Below are 18,454 nucleotides of genomic sequence, written 5' to 3'. Positions count from 1 at the left end.
TGGCAACAGCTTGTTACAATTGGCCGACATGGGGAGTTGAATGAGGATAAACGAACGGGAAAAACAGGAGCCAAGCGGGCAATCATCGCTCGCAGCCATCAGGGCCGCGAGCGATGGGTGACCGGTCAACGAATGTAGTCGAACAGGGTCAGCTTGCTGATCTTGCTGAAGGAGAGCTGGGTGGCGCTCAGTGCCGCATCCTCTTTTGACAGGGTGGCAATCACCTCATAGAGATCCGCTTCGGAGACCTTGGCCCTCGCCTGCTGGTTCAAGGTGCTCAGCCCTTCGTTCGAGCCCATCACCTGCTCCAGCCCGTTCATTCTGCCGCCAATCTCCCCCAGCCCCTGATCCACGTTCAGCCGGGCATTCTTCATGTGGGCGGTGGCATCCGCCACCTTCAGCTGGAAGGTATCCGGCGTGATGTTGGGATCCCGCAGCGCCGTGATGAAATCGGACATGCCATCGAGGATGTTGTTGTTCTGGGGCGGATCCAGCACGAAGTTTTGCGCCGCCCCCCCCGCCGGCAGCGACAGGGTCAACTCCAGCCCGTTGAAAGGGATCTTGTTGCCCGCCACATAGTCGCCGCTTTGCAGCAAGGCACCGCCGCCATCCCTGATCTCATAGGTATCCGGCGTGCCGGCGATGGTGTTCACCGTATACTGGTTGCTGGCGAGCGAGGGGTCGTAGTTGTTGCGGTAGAAGCTGTCGAAGTGGCCCTGATCGGCCACCCCGACCTGAATATTGGCGCTCCCCGCGCTGCTGGTTCTGCGGGTCGGCACTATCTCGAACAGGTTGAAGCCGGAATCATTGGCAGGGATCTGCACCGTCGGCGACACCTGAATGTTGCGCTGGCCGGTATCCCCCTGAAACACATAATTGCCGCTGGCATCCTGAATGAAAGGCTGGGTCTTGCTCTGGTTGCCGCCGAAGATATATTCGCCCTGGGAGTTCTTGCTGTTCATCAGGTCGAACATCTGCTTTTGCAGCCCCTCCAGCTCGCTGGCAATGGCCTGACGATCCTCGTACCCCACCGCCGAGTCGTTCGCCTTCTGGATCAGGGTCTGGGCGCTGGTCATGGCGGTGTTGAGGGCGGTCAGCACCGTCTCCTCGTGGCCCAGGCTGTTTTCCAGCAGGCTGCCGTTGACCCCGTACTGCTTGAAGAGATCGATCTCCTTGGTCAGCGCCAGCTTCTGGCTCATGCCGGAGGGATCTTCCCCCGCCGTCTTGAACTTGTTGCCGGTCATCAGCTGCTCATACGCCGTGCTCAGCCGTTCGTTGGCGCCATTCAGCGAGGAGATATTGCGGTCATAGACCATGTTGGTGGTGATACGCATCGATTTACCTCACTGATGACAACAGGGTATCGAAAATGGTCTTGGCGGTGCTGACGATCTGGGCGGAGGCGGCATAGGACTGCTGATAACGGATCAGGTTGGCCGCTTCCTCTTCCAGGCTGACGCCGGAGACACTCTCGAAAATCCCCCTGCTCTGGGTCAATTTCGTTTCGTCTGCCTTGAGCTGGCTCTTGGCCTGGCTGGCGGTGTTGCCCACCCCGGTCACCAGGCTGGAGTAAGCCTCGTTGAAGGTCATCTTGTCGTTGCTGGTGCCGGCGTTGCTGCTCTTGCGCACCAGATCCTTGTTCTGCAGATCCGCCAGTGCCAGCCCGTTGGCGTTGTCGGCAAAACCGTCGGTGTTGTAGCTGAGGGTAAAGCTGTCTTTGGCCTCCACCTTGCCGGTGATGCTGAACTCGTACCCCGGAGTCTGGGCCGGGGTGGCGTAGACCTTGGGCCCACCCAGCGGACTCTCGAGGGCGGCCATCAGGTTCTGCCCCTTGCTGGAAGCGGGGGCTACCCCAATCAGCGTGGTACCGTCCGCCGCATAGACCTCGTAGTTGCCACTGCCGTCGATCTTCACCACCTGGGGTGAGGCCGGATCCAGACTGTTGGTGCCAAAGCCGGAGCCGGCACCGGTATTGGTGATGCTGTTGAGCTTGATCTCGCCCGCACCGAAGTTGTTCTTGCCTTTGTCGGCCTTGAGCGGCGATGCCAGCGCCAGATCTTCGGCCCGGGTTGCCAGCTGACCCAGGCCGGCTGCCGCCCGCTTGGTCGGTTGCAGCAGGATCTTATCCCCCGCCGCCGGGGTGCCGGAGAGATCGATCTGGATGCCGTGACCCGCCACCTGTACCGTGGCGGGCGGCGTGGTACCTGTGGTCAGCGAGGTGCGGTTGCCATCCTTGTCCACCGAGAACACCTCGTAACCGGTGGCGCTGCTGAACTGCACTTCGTAGTCGAAGGTGGTCACTTCCGTGCCCTTGCCGGGCACGAAGCTCACCTTGGCGGCGCCGCTGCCGGTGTTCTGGCTGTAGGCCATACCATCGCTCGAGCCGAGGGAGAAGAGATCCCCTCCCAGCTCGTTGTCCAGATCCATCCCCAACCGGTTCTGCTGGTTCATGGCATCGGCCATGGCGGCGGCCAGCTGGCCCAGCTCGCGCTTGGATGGCTCCAGATCGTTGCGGGCGGAGAAGAGACCGCCGAGACCGCCACCAATATCCTTGTTGTTCAGGGTGATCTTGTTGGGGTCCATGTTCAGCTGCAACTCGGGCTCACGGGCATCGGGATTGCCCGGCACCACGCTGAGCTGGGCAACGCTGCCATTGAGTACAAGGGAGTGGCCGGTGCTCATGTTGACCAGCATGCTGCCGTTGTCCTGCGGCACGGTGCGGATCTCCATCTTCTCGGAGAGCTGGCGGATGGCCTCGTCGCGCTGGTCGAACAGCATCAGGTTCTCTTCCGGCGTGCCCTGGGTGCGAATGATGGCCTGATTCAGATCGTTGATGCTGTTGATCAGGCTGTTCACCCGCTTGGCCTCATCGCCAATAGTGGTGTTGATGGTGTCGGTCTGCTTGTCCAGCTGAGCCGACAGGGTGTGAAAGCGGTTTACCATGCCGCTCAACTGGCTCAGGGTGGTCTTGCGGCCAGAGATATCGGCGGGGGCTTCGTTGGCGGTATGGAACCCTTCGAAATAGGAGCTGATGGCGGCGCCGACGCTGTTGCTGGTGTCTCCCAGCAAGCTGTCGGTGTTGGCGAGCTGCTGATAACGGGTGGTGGAGGCATAGAAGGCGGACGTGTCGCGCCTGACCTCTCCCTGGGCATAGGCGTTGATGACCCGCTCGGTCAGCATGTCGCCGGTACCAAGTCCGTTGGCATTGGTATAGATCAGGGTCCGTTCACGCACATAGCCCTGGCTATTGACGTTGACGATGTTGTTACTGGTGGTCTGCAGCAGTCGCTGCTGGGCCATCACACCCGAGGTACCAATTCCAAGCAGATCGCTTGCCATGACTTACAGCTCCATTTCTGTATTGTTGGTCGCGGAGTAGCCGGCAATGGCATCACTGCGCAATACCTGTTTCAGTTTCCTGGCGTAGTGCGGGTCGGTGGCGTATCCAGCCTGTTGCAAGGCTTCGAAATAACGGTCCGGACTGTCCACCTTGGCCAAGGCTCCCTTGTAGCGGGAACCCGAGGTCAGGAAATCGACATAGTCGTTGAAGCTCTCCTCGAACGACTCGTAGGAGCGAAACGCCGCCTTCTGGCGCGATGCCACTCCTTTCTCATATTCCAGGGTGCTGACCACCGTCTTGGGCCCTTCCCAGCGCGGATCGGCCTTGATGCCAAACAGGTTGTGGGTCACCTGCCCCTCCCCGTTCTTGATCACCCGCTTGCCCCAGCCGCTTTCCAGCGCCGCCTGGGCTACCAGCACTGCCGGGCTCAATCCCAGCTTGTCGGCCGCCTTCTTGGCCAGCGGCATCAGCCGGTTGACAAACTCTTCAGGGGTGTCAAACACCTGTGTCGTTTTATCGAGCGCCTTGGCGCCGCGAATGCCGTGTCCCACTTGTGCAGGCCCCATCGGCGGTATGGTGCGGCGACTGCGATGAGCCGTTGCCAAAGGCTGCACATCGCCACTCATCTCCTTGTCAGCAAAATCTTTGCCAACTTTTGAGGCTGAGATGAGATCGTTGGCGGCCGAGGTAGGCGGTTGATAGGGTTTATAGACCCGCTCGGTACGCTGCGGCATCTTGAGCACCCGCCCGTCGTGATGGGTAAAGGTCTCCGGCGAGAGCTGCTTGGCCACCATGGCAGCCAGGCCGATGCCACCCTTGCTCGACATGTCGGCGACCCGCTGCTCGTCCAGCATCCCCTCGTAGAACTGGGTGTAGCTGCTGTTGAAGGGGCTGTCCTGGGTCAATACCTGGTTGGCCTGGCGCATGCTTTGAAACAGGGTCTGAGTAAAAATGGACTCAAACTGGCGAGAAGCCGCCATGAGCGCATCCGCCTTGCCCTCCTTGCTCTGGCTCAGCTGGCGCAGGCGATCCAGGTTCTGGATATCCTGCACCATGCCCAGATTCACGCCGCTGTTGGTATCTAACTCTGCCATTTTGCTTACCTCATTGCCGCCCGTGGCAACCCCTTGCCGCTTTATTACAGTATGACCAGCTGGCCTTCGATGGCGCCGGCCTGTTGCAGCGCCTCCAGGATCGCCATCAGATCGCCGGGCGCCACCCCGACCTGATTCACTGCCCGCACCAGATCATCCAGGGTGGCCCCGGTATCCAGCTTGAACATGCGTCCTTTTTCCTGCTGCACGTTGATGGTGGAGTTGTTGGTGACCGCCGTCTGTCCGCCGGAGAGCGGATTGGGCTGGGACACCTGCTGATTTTCCGCGATGGTGACCGTCAAGCCGCCGTGGCTGATGGCAGCCGGTTTGAGCCGCACCTGGCTGCCGATGACGATGGTGCCGGTCCGGGAGTTGACGATGATTTTGGCTGCCTCGCTGGCCGGATCCACCTCCAGGTTCTCGATGGTGGCGAGGTAGGAGACCCGCTGGCCCGGGTCCCGCGGTGCGTAGACCTTGACCGAGGTGGCATCGAGCGCCTGCGCCGTATTGGGGCCGACCAGATCGTTGACCACGTCAGCCAGCCGGCGCGCTGTGGTGAAGTCGGGGCGGTTCAGGTTGAAGGTGATGGTATCCCCCTGGCTGAAGGAGTTCGGGACTTCCCGCTCCACGGTCGCTCCGTTGGCGATACGACCCACGGTCGGGGTATTGATCACCACCTTGGAGCCGTCGGCCCCCTCGGCACCCAGCCCGCCAACCACCAGACTGCCCTGCGCCACCGCATAGACCCGGCCATCCAGCCCCTTGAGGAAGCTTTGCAGCAGGGTGCCTCCGCGCAGGCTCTTGGCCTCGCCGATGGCCGACACCGTCACGTCTATGGTCTGGCCCGGCTTGGCAAACGGCGGCAGATCCGCATGAATGGCCACCGGCGCCACGTCCTTGATCTTGGGCTTGATGTTGTCCGGCACCTTGATGCCGAAATTGTTCAGCATGGTGCGAAAGGTCTGCTCGGTGAAGGCATTGCTCTTCTCACCCGTGCCCGGCAGACCGACCACCAGACCGTAGCCGATCAGCTGGTTGCTACGTACCCCTTCCACCGAGCTGATGTCCTTGATCCGGGAGGCATGGGCCATCCCCAGGGGCAACAGGCAGCAGAACAGGGCAACAAGACGGAGCGACTTCATAACACCTCCTAGAGCGGCCACCAGGGGCCATTGAAAAAGCTGGTGAGCCACCCCTGTTCCTGGGTATTGGCCAGATCGCCGGTGCCACCGTAATGGATGCGCGCATTGGCCACCTTTTGGGAGGAGACGCTGTTGTCGGTGGTCACATCCTCGGGGCGGATCATGCCGGTGATCCGGATATATTCGTTGCCGTTGTTGAGCATGATCCACTTCTCGCCGCGCACCAGCAGGTTGCCGTTGGGCAGGACCTTGGCCACGCTGACGGAGATGTTGCCCTGCAGGCTGTTGCTCTGATCCGCCTTAGCCTGCCCCTTGAAGGCACCGTTCTGGCTGAGGGAGGCCGACAGATCGTAGGGGCCGGCCGTCACTGGCACACCGCCCAACACAGCCGGATTCATGGTGAATTTATTATCCTTGCCGCTCTGGGTATTGGCCTTCTTGGAGGCGGAAGTGGACTCGGCCAGCTCGATGGTTATGATGTCGCCCACCTTGTGCGCCTTGATGTCCGAATAGATGCCGTTGACCTGATCGGGCTGGAAGATGGCACCGGTCGGTCTGACCGAGACCGGCTCCGACTCCCCGTAGACGGGGGCAAACTCGGGATCATCGGGTTTGGCGGTATTGGGGGTGCTGCTGCAGCCCCCTAACGCCAGCAGCCCCAGCATCCATATGGCTTTCATCATGCGCCTCCTACTTATGTGCGCTGGATCAGGAAGGACATCATGCCATCCACCGCCGAGAGAACCTTGGAGTTCATCTCGTACACCCGCTGGGCCTGGATCAGGTTCACCAGCTCTTCGGTCACGTTGACGTTGGAGGTCTCCAGCATGCCCTGCTTGATCACCCCCAGTCCGTCCGTCCCGGCGACACCCTGAACCGGTGCACCGCTGGACTGGGTCTCGACAAACATGTTTTCGCCCATGGGCTGCAGGCCCGAGGCGTTGACGAAGTCGGTGGTGTTGATTTGACCCACCACCTGGGAGGCGCCATCCCCTTTGAGCTGTACCGACACCTGACCATCCTCGCCAATCGTCACGCTCTGGGCGTTCTCCGGGATCTGGATCTCCGGCTGCAACGGGTAACCGTTGCCCGGCGTGACGATGGTCCCTTCACTGTTGAGAGTGAACTGGCCGTTGCGGGTATAGGCCGCGCTGCCATCGGGCAGCTGGATCTCGAAGTAGCCACGGCCGCTTATCATCAGATCCAGCGAGTTGTCCGTGGTTTGCACGTTGCCCTGGCTGTGGTTCTTCTGGGTGGCCACCACCTTGGCCCCCGCCCCCAGCATCAGGCCGGAAGGGCGCTCGGTGTCGGCCGATGAACGGCCACCGGGCTGGTTGATGTTTTGATAGAGCAGATCCTCGAAGATGGCCCGGGATTTTTTGTAACCCACGGTGCTGGCGTTCGCCAAGTTGTTCGAGGTAACCGAGATGTTGGTCTGCTGTGCATCCAAGCCGGTCTTGCTGATCCAGAGTGCAGGGTTCATGTAAAACTCCTTGGTTAGCTGATACGCAGCAGCTGGGTTTGAGCCTCGTCATTCTCTTCCGCGGTCTTCATTATTTTGACCTGGGTTTCAAACTGACGTTGCAACCGAATAAGGTTGGTCATTTCATCGACCACGTTGACGTTGCTCCCCTCGAGGGAGCCGGCAATCAGGCCGACAGTGGCCGATGCCGCTTCATTCTGGCCATCCTTGCGACGGAACAGGCCGTCCTGCCCCTTCTCCACCGCATCCACCGCCGGATTGACCAGCTTGATGCGCTGGAAATTCTCCGGCAGGTTGGCGGCAGCCCCTTCCGGACGGCCACTGATGGTGCCGTCCCGATTGATTTCAATTTTCTCCATCGGCAGCGGCAGCACGATGGGCTGACCGCCGTCGTCCACCACGTTCAACCCGGTGGAGGTTTGCAAGTTGCCGGTCGCGCTCAGCTGCAGATTGCCCATGCGGGTATAGGCTTCACCGCCCTTGGGATCCTGCACCGCAATCCAACCCTGGCCGTCAACGGCAACGTCAAGATCCCGACCCGTGGTCATCAGCATGCCATGCTGCAGGTTCTGGCCTGGCCGCTCCGCCATGGCGAACACCCGGGTGGGCAGCCCCTCGCCAAACGCCTGCATGCTGCGCGCCTGCTCGAAGTCGGACTTGAAGCCGGTGGTATTAGCGTTGGCCAAGTTGTTGCTTCGAACAGCCAGGCTGTTCATGCTCTCCTTGGCGCCCGACATGGCGATGTATAGCAGGTGATCCATGGGATCCTCCGTCAAACTGATGACTCTGACAGAGGAACTGCAATTTGAATGCCAATCCCCATTACCTTGGGTCGTCAAGGCAGCAAATCCCCATGAAAAAGGGCGCCGTAGCGCCCTTTGTTAACAAGAGGATGATTAGCGGATCTGCAGTATGGTCTGCTGCAGGGAGCTGTTCACTTCCAGCGAACGGGAGTTGGCCTGGAAGTTGCGCTGCGCGGTGATGAGGTTGACCAGCTGGGAGGTCAAATCCACGTTGGATTGCTCCAGCGCAGAGGACTTGATGCTACCCAAGGTACCCGAGTTGGGTGTACCGGGCAACGCATCACCAGACAGCAGAGACTGGCGCCAGGAGGTATCGCCGACCTGGGTCAATCCTTGCGAGTTGGAGAATTTGGCAAGTGCCACCATAGCAACCTTCAACGTCGTCGCATTGCTGTAGGTCGCTGACACAATACCGTCCGGCGTAATCTCGACCTTGGTCAGGTTACCAACGGTGGCGCCATCCTGGGTCAGTTTGGTGACGTTGAAAGGAGAGCTGTATTGAGTCACATCACCGAGACGGATCTCCAATGTCTGAGTGGGATCGGCACCGTTGGTGATAATCCCGGCCGCAGTGCCAAGGGCGACGGTTTTGATCGGATCTAATGGGACAGTCAGCGTGGGATCCAATTTACCGGCGGAGGTAAACGTCATCTTCACGCCAGTGGGGATGCCTGCGGCTGGGCTGGGTGAACCACCAGCGATATCGATGGGTTTGTTCCCTTCATACATGTACATGCTCCAGGTACCCGGTGTCAGCGGCGTTCCCGGGGCAGCCGGATCCTCATGGCGGACAAAATATTTGGTGATCACATGGGGAGCACCAAGCGAATCATAAATTGTCACCGAGGTTGAGTGGGCAAAGGTGGCCGAGTTGGTTGGATCAAACGAAGCCGGTGACGTTGGTTTGGTTTTCGACTCGATACTCAGGTTGAAACTGGCTTCCACCAGCTCGGTCATTTTGGGCTCACCCGCCCGATCCGGTATTTGAATCGGTTTGGTGGCGTTGATGCTGACCGCCTTGGGCGTCCCATCCGTGTTGATTTCATAACCTTGCAGATAGTTGCCCTGATTGTTGACCATGTAGCTGTTTTCATTCAGCTTGAAGGCGCCGGCCCGGGTAAAGGTACGATCCAGGTTGGTCAGACCGTCCGACGTCACGAAAAAGCCGTTGCCCTGAATGGACAAATCAAGGGCGTTGTTGGTGAACTGCAGCGCCCCCTGGTGAAACTGCTGTGCCACCGCCCCCGTTGCCACACCATTGCCGACCTGGGTCTTGGCATTGACGAAGATGGAGTTGGCGTAGACGTCCGCAAACTCGGCACGAGACTCTTTAAAGCCCGTGGTATTGACGTTGGCAATGTTGTTGGCGGTAACGTTCAGATCTTTTTGTGCCGCGTTGACACCGCTCAAGGCATTGTTAAATGACATATCCAGCTCCTTAGATCGATGCTGTTGGCGTGGGAGTTGATGGTGTTTTCACCGTACCTGCAATCTGCAAGATACTGTTCAGACTTGTTGTACCGAGGCCTTTCAAATTCAGCTGAGTCGGATTGCTTGCCGTACCTAGGATCACGCTGTCGACCTTGCCATAGGCAAAGATTGGGACACTCTCCGACTTCCCGTCCACGGTACCGTTTGCCTTGAGGGTGTATTTGCCCTCTTTGGCCGGGTTGCCGTCCTTGTCCTTGCCATCCCAGACGATTTCGACGTTGCCCTTCTGGTCACCTTCCAGCGGAAACTCCTTGATGACCTGCCCGCTCTCGTCTTCGATGGTGATCTTGACGTTCGAATACTTGTTTTCTGTACCCACGGCGACCACGCCTGGCAAAGAGCCGTCTTTTTCCAGGTAACCCACATTGCTCTGCAGCAAGACGTTTTGTCCCACCAGTGCCGAGGCTTGCAGCGCCTGGCTGGAGGTCATCAGGCTATTGAGGCTGCCAATCTGGTTGGAGAGGCTGCTGATCCCCTGTGACGTCGACATGGAGGTCATCTGGGAAAGCATCTGGGCGTTGTCCACCGGTTTGAACGGATCCTGATAGGAGAGCTGCATGGTCAGCAGCTTCAGGAACGACTCCTGATCCAGCTCCTTCTTGGGCGTCGACGTCGTTCCCGTGGTCTGGGTGGTCGTGCGGCCGATGCCGTTCACGCCACTGGTTGTATCTGCCATCTATGCGTCCCCCTGTCAGGACTTGCCGAGGTTGAGCGTCTGCTGCAGCATCTTCTTGGCAGAGTCTGCAACCTGCACATTGGTTTGATAGCTGCGCGAGGCGTTGATCATGTCCGCCATCTCTTCCACCATGTTGACGTTGGGTTTGAAGATGAAGCCATCTTTATCCGCCATGGGGTGGTTGGGGTTGTACTCCTTGAGCAAGGGTGCCTCGCTCTCGACAATCCCCTTTACTTCAACCCCGGCCGACGCCTGCTTGTCCGACATGGCCTGATCCAGCTGGGCGGCAAAAATTGGCCGCCTGGCATGGTAAGTTTTTTCCACGCTGGAGCTGACGCTGTCGGCGTTGGCCATGTTGCTGGCTACCGTGTTGAGGCGAACAGACTGTGCACTCATGGCCGAGCCTGCAATGTCAAAGACCTTGAACAAACTCATCACTGTTCTCCTTTCAAGGCCTTCAGCAGGCCGCTGATCTTGCTGTTCATAAATTCAAGGGAGGTCTGGTATTCAAGGCTGTTGCGCAAAAACTCGCTGCGCTCCTGCTGCACGTCAACCGTGTTGCCATCACCGGTATCGGGCTGCAGGGGATTGCGATATTGCGTAACGCCTGGGGCATCCATCTGCAGGGCGAAATGCTTCTCACTGGTCGTGGCAAGGCCAAAGCCCTGTTGTTGCTGGGCCTCTTCCAATGCTTGCGAGAAGTTGATATCCCGAGCCTTGAAGCCCGGCGTGTCCGCGTTGGCAATGTTGCTGGACAACACCTCCGCACGCTTGGAGCGAACGCTCAGCGTGTATTGATGAATACCAAATGCCTTGTCGAATGAAATTGCCATAGCACACCTCCTGCTTGAGAAATTATTAGCAAGAGGTGTGCCAAAGAGGGATTTAAGCGGGGATCATTTAACCTTGTAGACGATGCCTGGGTTGCACCGAATCATCTCGAACCTGTCGGTCAACCCGGCCAGCGACTCAGAAGCCCCCAGCATCAGATAGCCGCCGGGATTGAGGCTGGCAGCAAACTGGTTGAGGATCTTGGACTTCACTTCCGGTGCAAAATAGATGAGCACGTTGCGACAGAAGATGATGTCGAACTTGCCGAGCAGGCTGTAGCTTTCCAGCAGGTTCAATGGCCGGAAGGTGGTCAATTTTCTGACACGCTCCACCACCCGCATCTTGTTGTCACCGTAAGGTTCGAAGAACAGCTTCTTGCGCTCGGGCGACAGACCGCGAGCCAACGCCAGACTGTCGTACACCCCTTCCTTGCACTGATTGAGCATGGTGCTGGAAATATCAGTCCCGACGATCTGTACCCCACCTGGCAAGGTGCCCGGTTTTTTGACCTGCTGTTCCAGTGCCGTCATGGCAATGGAGTAGGGCTCCTGCCCAGAAGAGGAGGCCGCAGACCAGATCTTGATCGGTCTGCCACTCTTGCCGAGCTCGGGAAATATCTTGTCCGTCAGCAGCTGGAAGGGGTAGGTATCGCGAAACCACAGGGTTTCGTTGGTAGTCATGGCATCAACCACTGCCATTTTCAGGTCACGCTCACGCACACTCATCGCTCGAGTAACCAGATCAGACAGACTCTCAATACCAAACTGAGTCATCAAGGGTGAAAGCCGACTCTTGACCAGATACTGTTTGTTGTCACCCAGCACGATTCCGCTCTGTACCGCCAGAAAATTGCTGAATTGTTTGTATAAGTCGTCCGAAAGTGTCTTCATGCAGTTTGTTCTTCTTGATTAGAGTGCGCCTTGTACGGCCTTGGCCAATTCATCCGGCTGGAATTTGGCAATGAAATTGTTCGCACCAACTTTCTGCACCATGGCCTGATTGAACACCCCACTGAGGGATGTGTGCAGAATAACATGTAAGTCCTTGAGGTTGGGATTGTTGCGGATCTCGGCGGTAAAAGTATAACCATCCATTTCCGGCATCTCGATGTCCGAAATCACCAAGGCAATCTGATCCTTGATGGGACCGTTTTTGGACATCTCCAGCAACATGTTGAGCGCTTCACGCCCATCCTTCGCCAGTACGCACTGCACGCCGATGGCTTCGAGCGCACGCTGTACCTGCTTGCGAGCCACGGAGGAGTCATCAGCCACCAGCACCGGGCGTCCCAGAGTCGGATGCTCCACGCTGGCTTCCACCAGCTCTTTGCTGACCTCGGTCGATACCGGAGAAATTTCGTTGAGAATGCGTTCCACGTCCAGAATCTCGACCAACTCACCGTCGACCTCGGTCACTGCCGTCATATAGTTGATGCGCCCCGCCCCTTTCGGCGGCGGCAGGATGGATTCCCAGTTCATGTTGATGATGCGCTCGACCGAGTGCACCAGGAAGCCCTGAATGGAGCGGTTGTATTCGGAGATGATGATGAAGCATTTGGTCAGATCTTCGATCGGACGCTTGCCCATCGCCATGCTGAGGTCGATCACCGAGATGGTCTGGCCGCGAATATGGGCCACCCCGCGAATGCAGGAGTTCAGCTTGGGCATGACAGTCAAGGGAGGACACTGCAACACTTCACGTACCTTGAATACGTTGATGCCAAATCTTTGACGTCCGTTGAGACGAAACAACAATAACTCCAGCCGGTTTTGCCCAACTAGCTGGGTACGTTGGTTGACCGAGTCCAGGATACTGGCCATAAACACTCCCTAAAAACGCTTGGCATTAATCATGCATGCGTGTTGGCTTGCGTCAGACTATCGATGTCACTGCGAACGAATTCTGAAGCAAGCATAGTTAAATATGGTGATATACGTGAACAACTTATCGGCCAGCGAGCGAAAATGATTAGTAGACTTTTCCTCACCTTACTGCTGTTTTGCGGCATTTCTCACGCCACGGCATCCGAGGTGACCAGTTACTTGCAAGAAAAGGCGCAGGATTTTGTGCTCGGCCAGCTCGATGTCCCGCTCGATGCCCAGGTACAGGTGCAGGCAGCCTCCATCGATGAACGCCTGCCTTTGAGTCGCTGCGACGAACATCTTGCCATCACGCTGCCCGCCAAGATGGAGATCCGCCGCAATACCACCGTCTACCTCAAATGTGAGGAAGAGAAACCCTGGGATCTCTACCTGCCGGTGCGGGTCAGCATACAGAAGCCTTATGTGACCGTCTCCACCCCGGTGGCCAAGGGCGATATTCTGAGCGAAGGCGTGCTGACGCAGGCCTATCAGGATCAGACGCTGATGCGCGGCGACTATCTCAGCGATACCACGGCGCTCATTGGCGTGCGCAGCAAGCGCGAACTCAAGCCAGGCCAGCCTATCAGGTTCAGTCAGGTCTGCGTGGTCTGCAAGGGCGATCAGGTGACCCTCAGCGCAGAAAATAGCAGCATGCAAATCAAAACCATGGCCCGAGCCTTGCAAGATGGCAGCTTCGGAGACATGATCAGGCTCGTCAATATCCGCTCAGGCAAAACGGTGCAGGGTAAAGTCAACGCTGTTGGCTCCGTGGTGGTCACCTTCTGAGTGTTTTTCAGATCACTTTTTTTCTAAAGTTATGGCGATGACCACCGATAAACAGGTAAGCGAACAGCAAAGCAGACGAAGGTAAACACTATGGCTATTAACAATATCAACAACTTGGCGAACAACCGGTTGCAAAATACCGGGAGCAGCCAGGGTGCCAATACCAAACCAGCGACCTCGTCCCCCGATAACCGTGCGGCGACCGTCAAGACCGACTCCGTCTCCTTGACCAGCGAGGCGCAGCAATTGCAACAGATGCAGAAGAACCTCAACTCAGCCTCCACCGGCAATGAAAGCCGGGTCGAGAGCCTGAAGAAAGCCGTGGCCAATGGTGAATATCAGGTCAACAGCGAAGCTGTGGCCAAGAAGATGTTCAGCTTCGAATCCAACCTCGACAAGTTGCTGGGATAATGGATTTACCTTCGCTGCTGCACACTCAAGATGACTACCTCTCCCAGATGCAAGGTTTGCTGGAGGAGGAGTTCAACCTGCTCAAGCAGCACCAGGCGCTGGCGCTGCCCGAGCTGGCAGAGCGCAAGCAGAAGCTGCTTGCCGATATTGAAGAACTGGACAAGGCCATGGCGCTGCTGCCAGACCTGAACCAGCAACTGAATGCCTACCCCGAGCAGATGCGCACCCTGCGTGAGAAACTCGATGCCTGCCAGGAACAGAACGATCTGAACGGGCGCCTGCTCGAGCTCAGCATCGTCTCCAACCGCCGGCTGGCCAGCTACCTGAGCAAGCTGCGGGATCGCAACTCCCTGACCTATGACGCCAAGGGCAATACCCGCTCCGGTACCCGCTCCATCGGCATCAAGGCCTGACCTCTCCGTTACGACGATTGGCTGCTCCGCAGCACGACCATCCCAACCCCCTCTCTTTTACAGTTCCAGCCGCAACAGCTCTTCGCTGTCCGCACAGGCGTGGATCCCGAGCACCCCATCCTCGTAGCGGCCATAACTTGCCGCCAGATTGCCGCGTGGAAAACAGATGGATCCCGGGTTCATCAGTACCAGCTCCCCTTCGCGCTGCAGCACGGGCAAATGGGTGTGACCGCTGATGAACAGGCTGCCGGCAGGCAGCGGCACCTCTGCAGGCCGATAGAGATGGCCGTGGCTGACGAACCAGCGCCGACCATCCACCAGCATCTGGTTGTAAGGGGCTGTGATGGGGAAATCCAGCAACATCTGATCCACTTCCGAATCACAGTTGCCCCGTACCGCCATGATGCGGGAAGCCAGCGTATTGAGTCGCTCGGCCACGGCCGCAGGGGCATAGCCCGGCGGCACCGGGTTGCGCGGGCCGTGGTTGAGCAGATCGCCGAGCAGCAGGTAGTGATCCGGCTGCCAAGAGGCAAGCTGGTCCAGCACCCGCTCCAGCGCACTCAGGCTGCCGTGCAGATCGGAAAGAATGGCAATTTTCATGGCAAGCTCCTTACTGCTGGCTGAAGTAGAGATCCTTGGTGGCGATCGCCCCCTTGAGGTTCTGCACCGGCAGGCCGCGCAGGGTGGGATCCACCAGCCGCATCTGGTTGTAGTGATAGACGGGAATGGCCGGCATCTCGTCCATCAGCAGCTGCTCGGCCTGGTGGTAGAGCCCGGTCCGCGCATTGCCATCCAGCGTATCAGCCGCCTGTTGCAGCAAGCCGTCGAAGGCTGGGTTGCAGTAACCACTCTCGTTCTGGGGATCCTGGCAGCGGAAGCTGTTGAGCATGGCGGAGGGCTCCACGTAATCCCCGAACAGGAAGGAGCGGGCCAGCATGAAATCACCGCTGTCTTTGGCCACCTGATAGGCATTCCACTCCATGTTGTTGAGCGTCACTTCAACCCCCAGCGGCTTCCACATGGACGCGACCGCCAGCGCCAGCTTCTTGTGATTCTCCGAGGTGTTGTAGGTGAGCGTCAGCTTGAGAGGATGCTGACTGTCATAGCCCGCCTGGGCCAGCAGCGCCGCCGCCTTGGCCAACCGGGTCGGCTGATCCTGCAGGGCCAGGGGGGAGCTCAGCGCCTCGTAGCCCGGCATGCCGGGCAGCAGCGACCAGGCGGCCTGCTCCCCTTGCCCGCTGACCTTCTCGGTCAACAGGTGCCGATCGATGGTCATGGCCAGCGCCTGGCGCACCCGCACGTCCTGCAGCTCGGGGCGACGCAGGTTGAAGGTGTAGAGGTAGGTGCCCAATAGCGGCAGCCCCCAGATCCGCTCGGGGGTCGCTTCCTTGGTCTTCTGGTAATACTCCAGCGCCACCTTGTTGGTGAGCTGTATCTCCCCCGCCTCGTAGCGCAGCCGTTCGGCATGCTGGGAGGCGAGCGGCAGGTAGGTCACCCGCTGGATCCGGGTGTGGGCATCATCCCAGTACTGGACGTTGCGTTCGGCCTCGATGCGCTCATTGGGCACCCAGTTCACCAGCTTGTAGGCGCCATTGCTCACCAGCTTGCCAGGCTGGGTCCACTGTTTGCCAAACTGGCTGACCGCTTTCTGGTTGACCGGCACGAAGGGGCGCTGGCTTATCAGCTGCAGGAAGTAAGGCACCGGCCGCTCCAGCGTCACTTTGAGGATCTGGTCGCTTTCCGCCTCCACCCCCAGGGTGTTGAGATCGAGCGCACCGGCGTAGATGGACTGGGCATTGTTGATGCCGGTCGCCAGCAGCAGGCCGGCTGAGGGCGAGGCCTGGGCCGGATCCAGCAGACGGCGCCAGGCATAGACGAAATCGGCGGCGGTGAGCGCGTCACCGTTGGACCACTTGAGCTGGGGGCGCAGGAAGAAACGCCAGACCAGCCCGTCCTCGCTGGTCTCCCAGCGCTGGGCCTGGGCCGGCACGATCCGCCCCTGCCCATCTTCGCTCACCAATCCCTCGAACAAGTCCACCAGCACCACTTCACCGGGGAAACCGGAGCGGATCTGGGCCGGATCGAGGGACTCGGGTTCGGCGCCATTGCCCTTGACCAGAATCTGGCGATCAGACAGCGCAGGCTCCTGGGATACCGTGGTCGCCTGCAGCGGCGGCGCCAGCAGCAGACCCAGCAGCATGGGAGAGAGCCAGCGACGGGCTGGCCGGGAAGCGGGGAACAAAACCATGACATAAACCTCGTTCAAAACACTTATTTCAAGAAGGGGGGAAGGCCGGCGGCGCGCCTGAATACGAATGCATGATGCCGCGCTTGTTATCCCCGAAGACGCCCCGTATTGTATCGGGCTTGCCCAAGAGATGGAGTCTCTCGGGCTATTTTTTCCGTAGTTTTTTATGAGGTGCGAGCGGTTGTCGCCTGCGTCCTGCATCTGGCTACATTTTCAGGAGTTTTTATGGGGTACGAGTGGCTGGCACTGGCAGCAGCCAGTTTATGGGCGGTAGCTGCCCTCATCTCCGTCAAACCGGCTCGCCACCTGGGGGCATTTGCCTACAGCCGCTGGCGTATGTTGCTGGTCAGCCTGATGCTGGGTTCGGCCAGTCTGGCCACCGGCGGCTGGCAGACCCTGACCCAGAGCGCCCTGCCCCTGCTGGCACTGTCGGGCTTGATCGGCATCTTCGTTGGCGACACCGCCCTGTTTGCCTGCATGAACCGGCTGGGGCCAAGACGCAGCGGCCTGCTGTTCTCCTGCCATGCCCTCTTCTCCGCCCTGCTCGGCCTCTGGCTGTTTGGCGAACAGCTCGGTGGCTGGCGACTGGTGGGGGCCATGCTGGTGTTTGCCGGTGTCATGCTGGCCATCCTGTTCGGCCGCCGTGGCAATGCTCAGCAGAGTGAATGGGAACAGGTGCGCGGCCATCTCGTCATCGGCATCGGTCTGGGCCTGACCGCCGCCTTCTGCCAAAGTCTGGGTGCCATCATCGCCAAACCGGTGATGATAAGTGGCACCGTGGATGCGATCAGCGCCTCCGGCATCCGCATGGGCAGCGCCCTGCTGGCCCACTGCACCCTGCGTGCGCTGAGAGTGCCGCTGTCATTGCCGCACAACCCCATCAACCGCCAGGTATTGGGGATGATCGGCATCAACGGCTTTCTGGCGATGGCCATGGGCATGACGCTGATCCTGGTCGCTTTGCGCCAGGGAGACGTCGGCATGGTGGCGATCCTCTCCTCCACCACGCCGGTGATCCTGTTGCCACTGCTGTGGTGGCACTCGGGCCAGCGCCCTTCCCTGGCGGCCTGGGCCGGCGCCCTGCTGGCGACCCTGGGCACCACGCTGGTACTGGGAGCCAGCGGACACTGACTCCAGAAGGGTCAGAACCGGGCGATCTCGTCGGCGGTGAGCTCGCGATATTCGCCCGGTGCCAGCTCTTCATCCAGCGTCAGGTCACCCACCCGCTCCCGGTGCAGTCCCACCACCTTGTTGCCGATGGCGGCAAACATCCGCTTCACCTGATGGTACTTGCCCTCGTGGATGGTCAGACGCGCCTCGCACTCTCCCAGGATCTCCAGCTGGGCCGGCCGGGTCTTCTCGGTCTCGCTGCGCAGCAGCACCCCTTCGGCAAACAGTGCAATGGCATCCGGGCTGACCGGGTCGGCCAGCCAGACGTGGTAGGTCTTCGCGCACTCGTGACGGGGGGAAGTGATGCGATGGGACCACTGGCCGTCGTCGGTCACCAGCACCAGGCCGGTGGTGTCGAGATCGAGCCGTCCCACCACGTGCAGCTTGCCCATGGCCGGCTCATCCATCAGGAAGAACACGGTGGGGTGATCCGGATCTTCGTTGGAGCAGACATACCCTTCCGGCTTGTGCAGCATGAAGTAGCGATTGCGCTGATCCAGGGTCAGGGTGACACCGTCAAATTCCACCTGGCTCTGCTCGTTGATGTGGAAGGCGGGCTGCTTGACCACGATACCGTCCACCATCACCTCTCCCTGCCGGATCAGTTTGCCCGCCAGCGAGCGGGTCAAGTCGGAACAATCGCAAAGAAATTTATCGAGCCGCATGCACAACCTCAGAGTCCATCAAGAAAGGGGCGTCATTAT

Annotated in this window: 20 protein-coding genes; 4 read left to right on the top strand and 16 right to left on the bottom strand. The window is 59.2% G+C overall.

All coding sequences use genetic code 11. The features are described from left to right. Positions 1-125 precede the first annotated feature (125 nt). The 13 genes from flgL to C2U40_RS06490 form a co-directional block, all read right to left on the bottom strand. Complete coding sequence (gene flgL / locus C2U40_RS06550; RefSeq protein WP_017410419.1) at positions 126-1,334, bottom strand: flagellar hook-associated protein FlgL; 1,209 nt, start codon at positions 1,332-1,334, stop codon at positions 126-128. Between the two features lie 4 nt (positions 1,335-1,338). Next, entirely contained in the window at positions 1,339-3,339 is a 2,001-nt protein-coding gene (locus C2U40_RS06545) for a FlgK family flagellar hook-associated protein (protein WP_103827925.1), read from the bottom strand. Positions 3,340-3,342: 3 nt separating this feature from the next. After that, on the bottom strand, positions 3,343-4,434 hold the full coding sequence (gene flgJ, locus C2U40_RS06540; protein ID WP_181014812.1) for a flagellar assembly peptidoglycan hydrolase FlgJ: 1,092 nt from the start codon (positions 4,432-4,434) through the stop codon (positions 3,343-3,345). A 44-nt stretch (positions 4,435-4,478) separates the two neighbouring features. After that, on the bottom strand, positions 4,479-5,576 hold the full coding sequence (locus C2U40_RS06535) for a flagellar basal body P-ring protein FlgI (RefSeq protein WP_103827924.1): 1,098 nt from the start codon (positions 5,574-5,576) through the stop codon (positions 4,479-4,481). 8 nt (positions 5,577-5,584) lie between these two features. After that, positions 5,585-6,256, bottom strand: a complete 672-nt coding sequence (gene flgH, locus C2U40_RS06530) for a flagellar basal body L-ring protein FlgH (RefSeq protein WP_011706638.1) — start codon at positions 6,254-6,256, stop codon at positions 5,585-5,587. Between the two features lie 14 nt (positions 6,257-6,270). Next, positions 6,271-7,059 (bottom strand): flagellar basal-body rod protein FlgG, encoded by a 789-nt coding sequence (gene flgG / locus C2U40_RS06525; protein WP_011706639.1) that lies wholly within the window; start codon positions 7,057-7,059, stop codon positions 6,271-6,273. Between the two features lie 14 nt (positions 7,060-7,073). Continuing rightward, the gene (flgF, locus tag C2U40_RS06520) at positions 7,074-7,820 is read right to left on the bottom strand and encodes a flagellar basal-body rod protein FlgF (protein ID WP_011706640.1); all 747 of its coding nucleotides are present in this window, start codon (positions 7,818-7,820) and stop codon (positions 7,074-7,076) included. Positions 7,821-7,955: 135 nt separating this feature from the next. Further along, a complete protein-coding gene (gene flgE / locus C2U40_RS06515) occupies positions 7,956-9,290 on the bottom strand; it encodes a flagellar hook protein FlgE (RefSeq protein WP_103827923.1) in 1,335 nt (444 codons plus the stop codon). Positions 9,291-9,300: 10 nt separating this feature from the next. Next, a complete protein-coding gene (locus tag C2U40_RS06510) occupies positions 9,301-10,029 on the bottom strand; it encodes a flagellar hook assembly protein FlgD (protein ID WP_011706642.1) in 729 nt (242 codons plus the stop codon). A 15-nt stretch (positions 10,030-10,044) separates the two neighbouring features. Further along, a complete protein-coding gene (flgC, locus tag C2U40_RS06505; RefSeq protein ID WP_011706643.1) occupies positions 10,045-10,464 on the bottom strand; it encodes a flagellar basal body rod protein FlgC in 420 nt (139 codons plus the stop codon). Beyond that, a complete protein-coding gene (gene flgB / locus C2U40_RS06500; RefSeq protein WP_011706644.1) occupies positions 10,464-10,862 on the bottom strand; it encodes a flagellar basal body rod protein FlgB in 399 nt (132 codons plus the stop codon). The genes flgC and flgB overlap by 1 nt, the downstream gene beginning before the upstream one ends. 63 nt (positions 10,863-10,925) lie before the next feature. Further along, a complete protein-coding gene (locus tag C2U40_RS06495) occupies positions 10,926-11,750 on the bottom strand; it encodes a CheR family methyltransferase (RefSeq protein WP_011706645.1) in 825 nt (274 codons plus the stop codon). A gap of 18 nt (positions 11,751-11,768) precedes the next feature. Beyond that, entirely contained in the window at positions 11,769-12,680 is a 912-nt protein-coding gene (locus tag C2U40_RS06490; RefSeq protein WP_011706646.1) for a chemotaxis protein CheV, read from the bottom strand. A 222-nt stretch (positions 12,681-12,902) separates the two neighbouring features. On the opposite strand from C2U40_RS06490, the gene flgA reads away from it, so the two are divergent. The 3 genes from flgA (at position 12,903) to C2U40_RS06475 (ending at position 14,332) form a co-directional block, all read left to right on the top strand. Continuing rightward, on the top strand, positions 12,903-13,508 hold the full coding sequence (flgA, locus tag C2U40_RS06485) for a flagellar basal body P-ring formation chaperone FlgA (RefSeq protein ID WP_024944828.1): 606 nt from the start codon (positions 12,903-12,905) through the stop codon (positions 13,506-13,508). 90 nt (positions 13,509-13,598) lie between these two features. Continuing rightward, entirely contained in the window at positions 13,599-13,919 is a 321-nt protein-coding gene (flgM, locus tag C2U40_RS06480) for a flagellar biosynthesis anti-sigma factor FlgM (protein ID WP_011706648.1), read from the top strand. Continuing rightward, the gene (locus tag C2U40_RS06475; RefSeq protein WP_042862833.1) at positions 13,919-14,332 is read left to right on the top strand and encodes a flagella synthesis protein FlgN; all 414 of its coding nucleotides are present in this window, start codon (positions 13,919-13,921) and stop codon (positions 14,330-14,332) included. Before flgM ends, C2U40_RS06475 begins: the two co-directional genes overlap by 1 nt. Before the next feature lie 57 nt (positions 14,333-14,389). Here the strand turns inward: C2U40_RS06475 and yfcE are convergent, their stop codons facing one another. Then, positions 14,390-14,932, bottom strand: coding sequence for a phosphodiesterase (gene yfcE / locus C2U40_RS06470; RefSeq protein ID WP_024944826.1), 543 nt, complete (start codon positions 14,930-14,932; stop codon positions 14,390-14,392). A gap of 10 nt (positions 14,933-14,942) precedes the next feature. Then, on the bottom strand, positions 14,943-16,532 hold the full coding sequence (locus tag C2U40_RS06465) for a peptide ABC transporter substrate-binding protein (protein ID WP_051505334.1): 1,590 nt from the start codon (positions 16,530-16,532) through the stop codon (positions 14,943-14,945). Positions 16,533-16,805: 273 nt separating this feature from the next. Here C2U40_RS06465 and C2U40_RS06460 point away from each other — a divergent pair, with 273 nt between their 5' ends. Next, positions 16,806-17,711 carry a DMT family transporter gene (locus C2U40_RS06460; protein WP_024944824.1) on the top strand — a complete coding sequence of 302 codons (906 nt, stop codon included), beginning with the start codon at positions 16,806-16,808 and terminating at the stop codon, positions 17,709-17,711. Positions 17,712-17,722: 11 nt separating this feature from the next. Here the strand turns inward: C2U40_RS06460 and rsuA are convergent, their stop codons facing one another. Next, positions 17,723-18,415 (bottom strand): 16S rRNA pseudouridine(516) synthase RsuA, encoded by a 693-nt coding sequence (rsuA, locus tag C2U40_RS06455; RefSeq protein WP_016351327.1) that lies wholly within the window; start codon positions 18,413-18,415, stop codon positions 17,723-17,725. Positions 18,416-18,454 lie beyond the last annotated feature (39 nt).

The organism is Aeromonas sp. ASNIH4, assembly GCF_002934425.1.
Taxonomy (GTDB): domain Bacteria; phylum Pseudomonadota; class Gammaproteobacteria; order Enterobacterales; family Aeromonadaceae; genus Aeromonas; species Aeromonas hydrophila.
The sequence above is the reverse complement of the archived record's forward strand: the minus strand, read 5'-3'. Positions and strand labels throughout refer to the sequence as shown.

Bases quoted from the DNA above. Each gene is read 5' to 3' on its own strand.
- flgL (WP_017410419.1), bottom strand. From the start codon at position 1,334: ATGCGTATCACCACCAACATGGTCTATGACCGCAATATCTCCTCGCTG.
- C2U40_RS06545 (WP_103827925.1), bottom strand. From the start codon at position 3,339: ATGGCAAGCGATCTGCTTGGAATTGGTACCTCGGGTGTGATGGCCCAG.
- flgJ (WP_181014812.1), bottom strand. From the start codon at position 4,434: ATGGCAGAGTTAGATACCAACAGCGGCGTGAATCTGGGCATGGTGCAG.
- C2U40_RS06535 (WP_103827924.1), bottom strand. From the start codon at position 5,576: ATGAAGTCGCTCCGTCTTGTTGCCCTGTTCTGCTGCCTGTTGCCCCTG.
- flgH (WP_011706638.1), bottom strand. From the start codon at position 6,256: ATGAAAGCCATATGGATGCTGGGGCTGCTGGCGTTAGGGGGCTGCAGC.
- flgG (WP_011706639.1), bottom strand. From the start codon at position 7,059: ATGAACCCTGCACTCTGGATCAGCAAGACCGGCTTGGATGCACAGCAG.
- flgF (WP_011706640.1), bottom strand. From the start codon at position 7,820: ATGGATCACCTGCTATACATCGCCATGTCGGGCGCCAAGGAGAGCATG.
- flgE (WP_103827923.1), bottom strand. From the start codon at position 9,290: ATGTCATTTAACAATGCCTTGAGCGGTGTCAACGCGGCACAAAAAGAT.
- C2U40_RS06510 (WP_011706642.1), bottom strand. From the start codon at position 10,029: ATGGCAGATACAACCAGTGGCGTGAACGGCATCGGCCGCACGACCACC.
- flgC (WP_011706643.1), bottom strand. From the start codon at position 10,464: ATGAGTTTGTTCAAGGTCTTTGACATTGCAGGCTCGGCCATGAGTGCA.
- flgB (WP_011706644.1), bottom strand. From the start codon at position 10,862: ATGGCAATTTCATTCGACAAGGCATTTGGTATTCATCAATACACGCTG.
- C2U40_RS06495 (WP_011706645.1), bottom strand. From the start codon at position 11,750: ATGAAGACACTTTCGGACGACTTATACAAACAATTCAGCAATTTTCTG.
- C2U40_RS06490 (WP_011706646.1), bottom strand. From the start codon at position 12,680: ATGGCCAGTATCCTGGACTCGGTCAACCAACGTACCCAGCTAGTTGGG.
- flgM (WP_011706648.1), top strand. From the start codon at position 13,599: ATGGCTATTAACAATATCAACAACTTGGCGAACAACCGGTTGCAAAAT.
- C2U40_RS06475 (WP_042862833.1), top strand. From the start codon at position 13,919: ATGGATTTACCTTCGCTGCTGCACACTCAAGATGACTACCTCTCCCAG.
- yfcE (WP_024944826.1), bottom strand. From the start codon at position 14,932: ATGAAAATTGCCATTCTTTCCGATCTGCACGGCAGCCTGAGTGCGCTG.
- C2U40_RS06465 (WP_051505334.1), bottom strand. From the start codon at position 16,532: ATGCTGCTGGGTCTGCTGCTGGCGCCGCCGCTGCAGGCGACCACGGTA.
- C2U40_RS06460 (WP_024944824.1), top strand. From the start codon at position 16,806: ATGGGGTACGAGTGGCTGGCACTGGCAGCAGCCAGTTTATGGGCGGTA.
- rsuA (WP_016351327.1), bottom strand. From the start codon at position 18,415: ATGCGGCTCGATAAATTTCTTTGCGATTGTTCCGACTTGACCCGCTCG.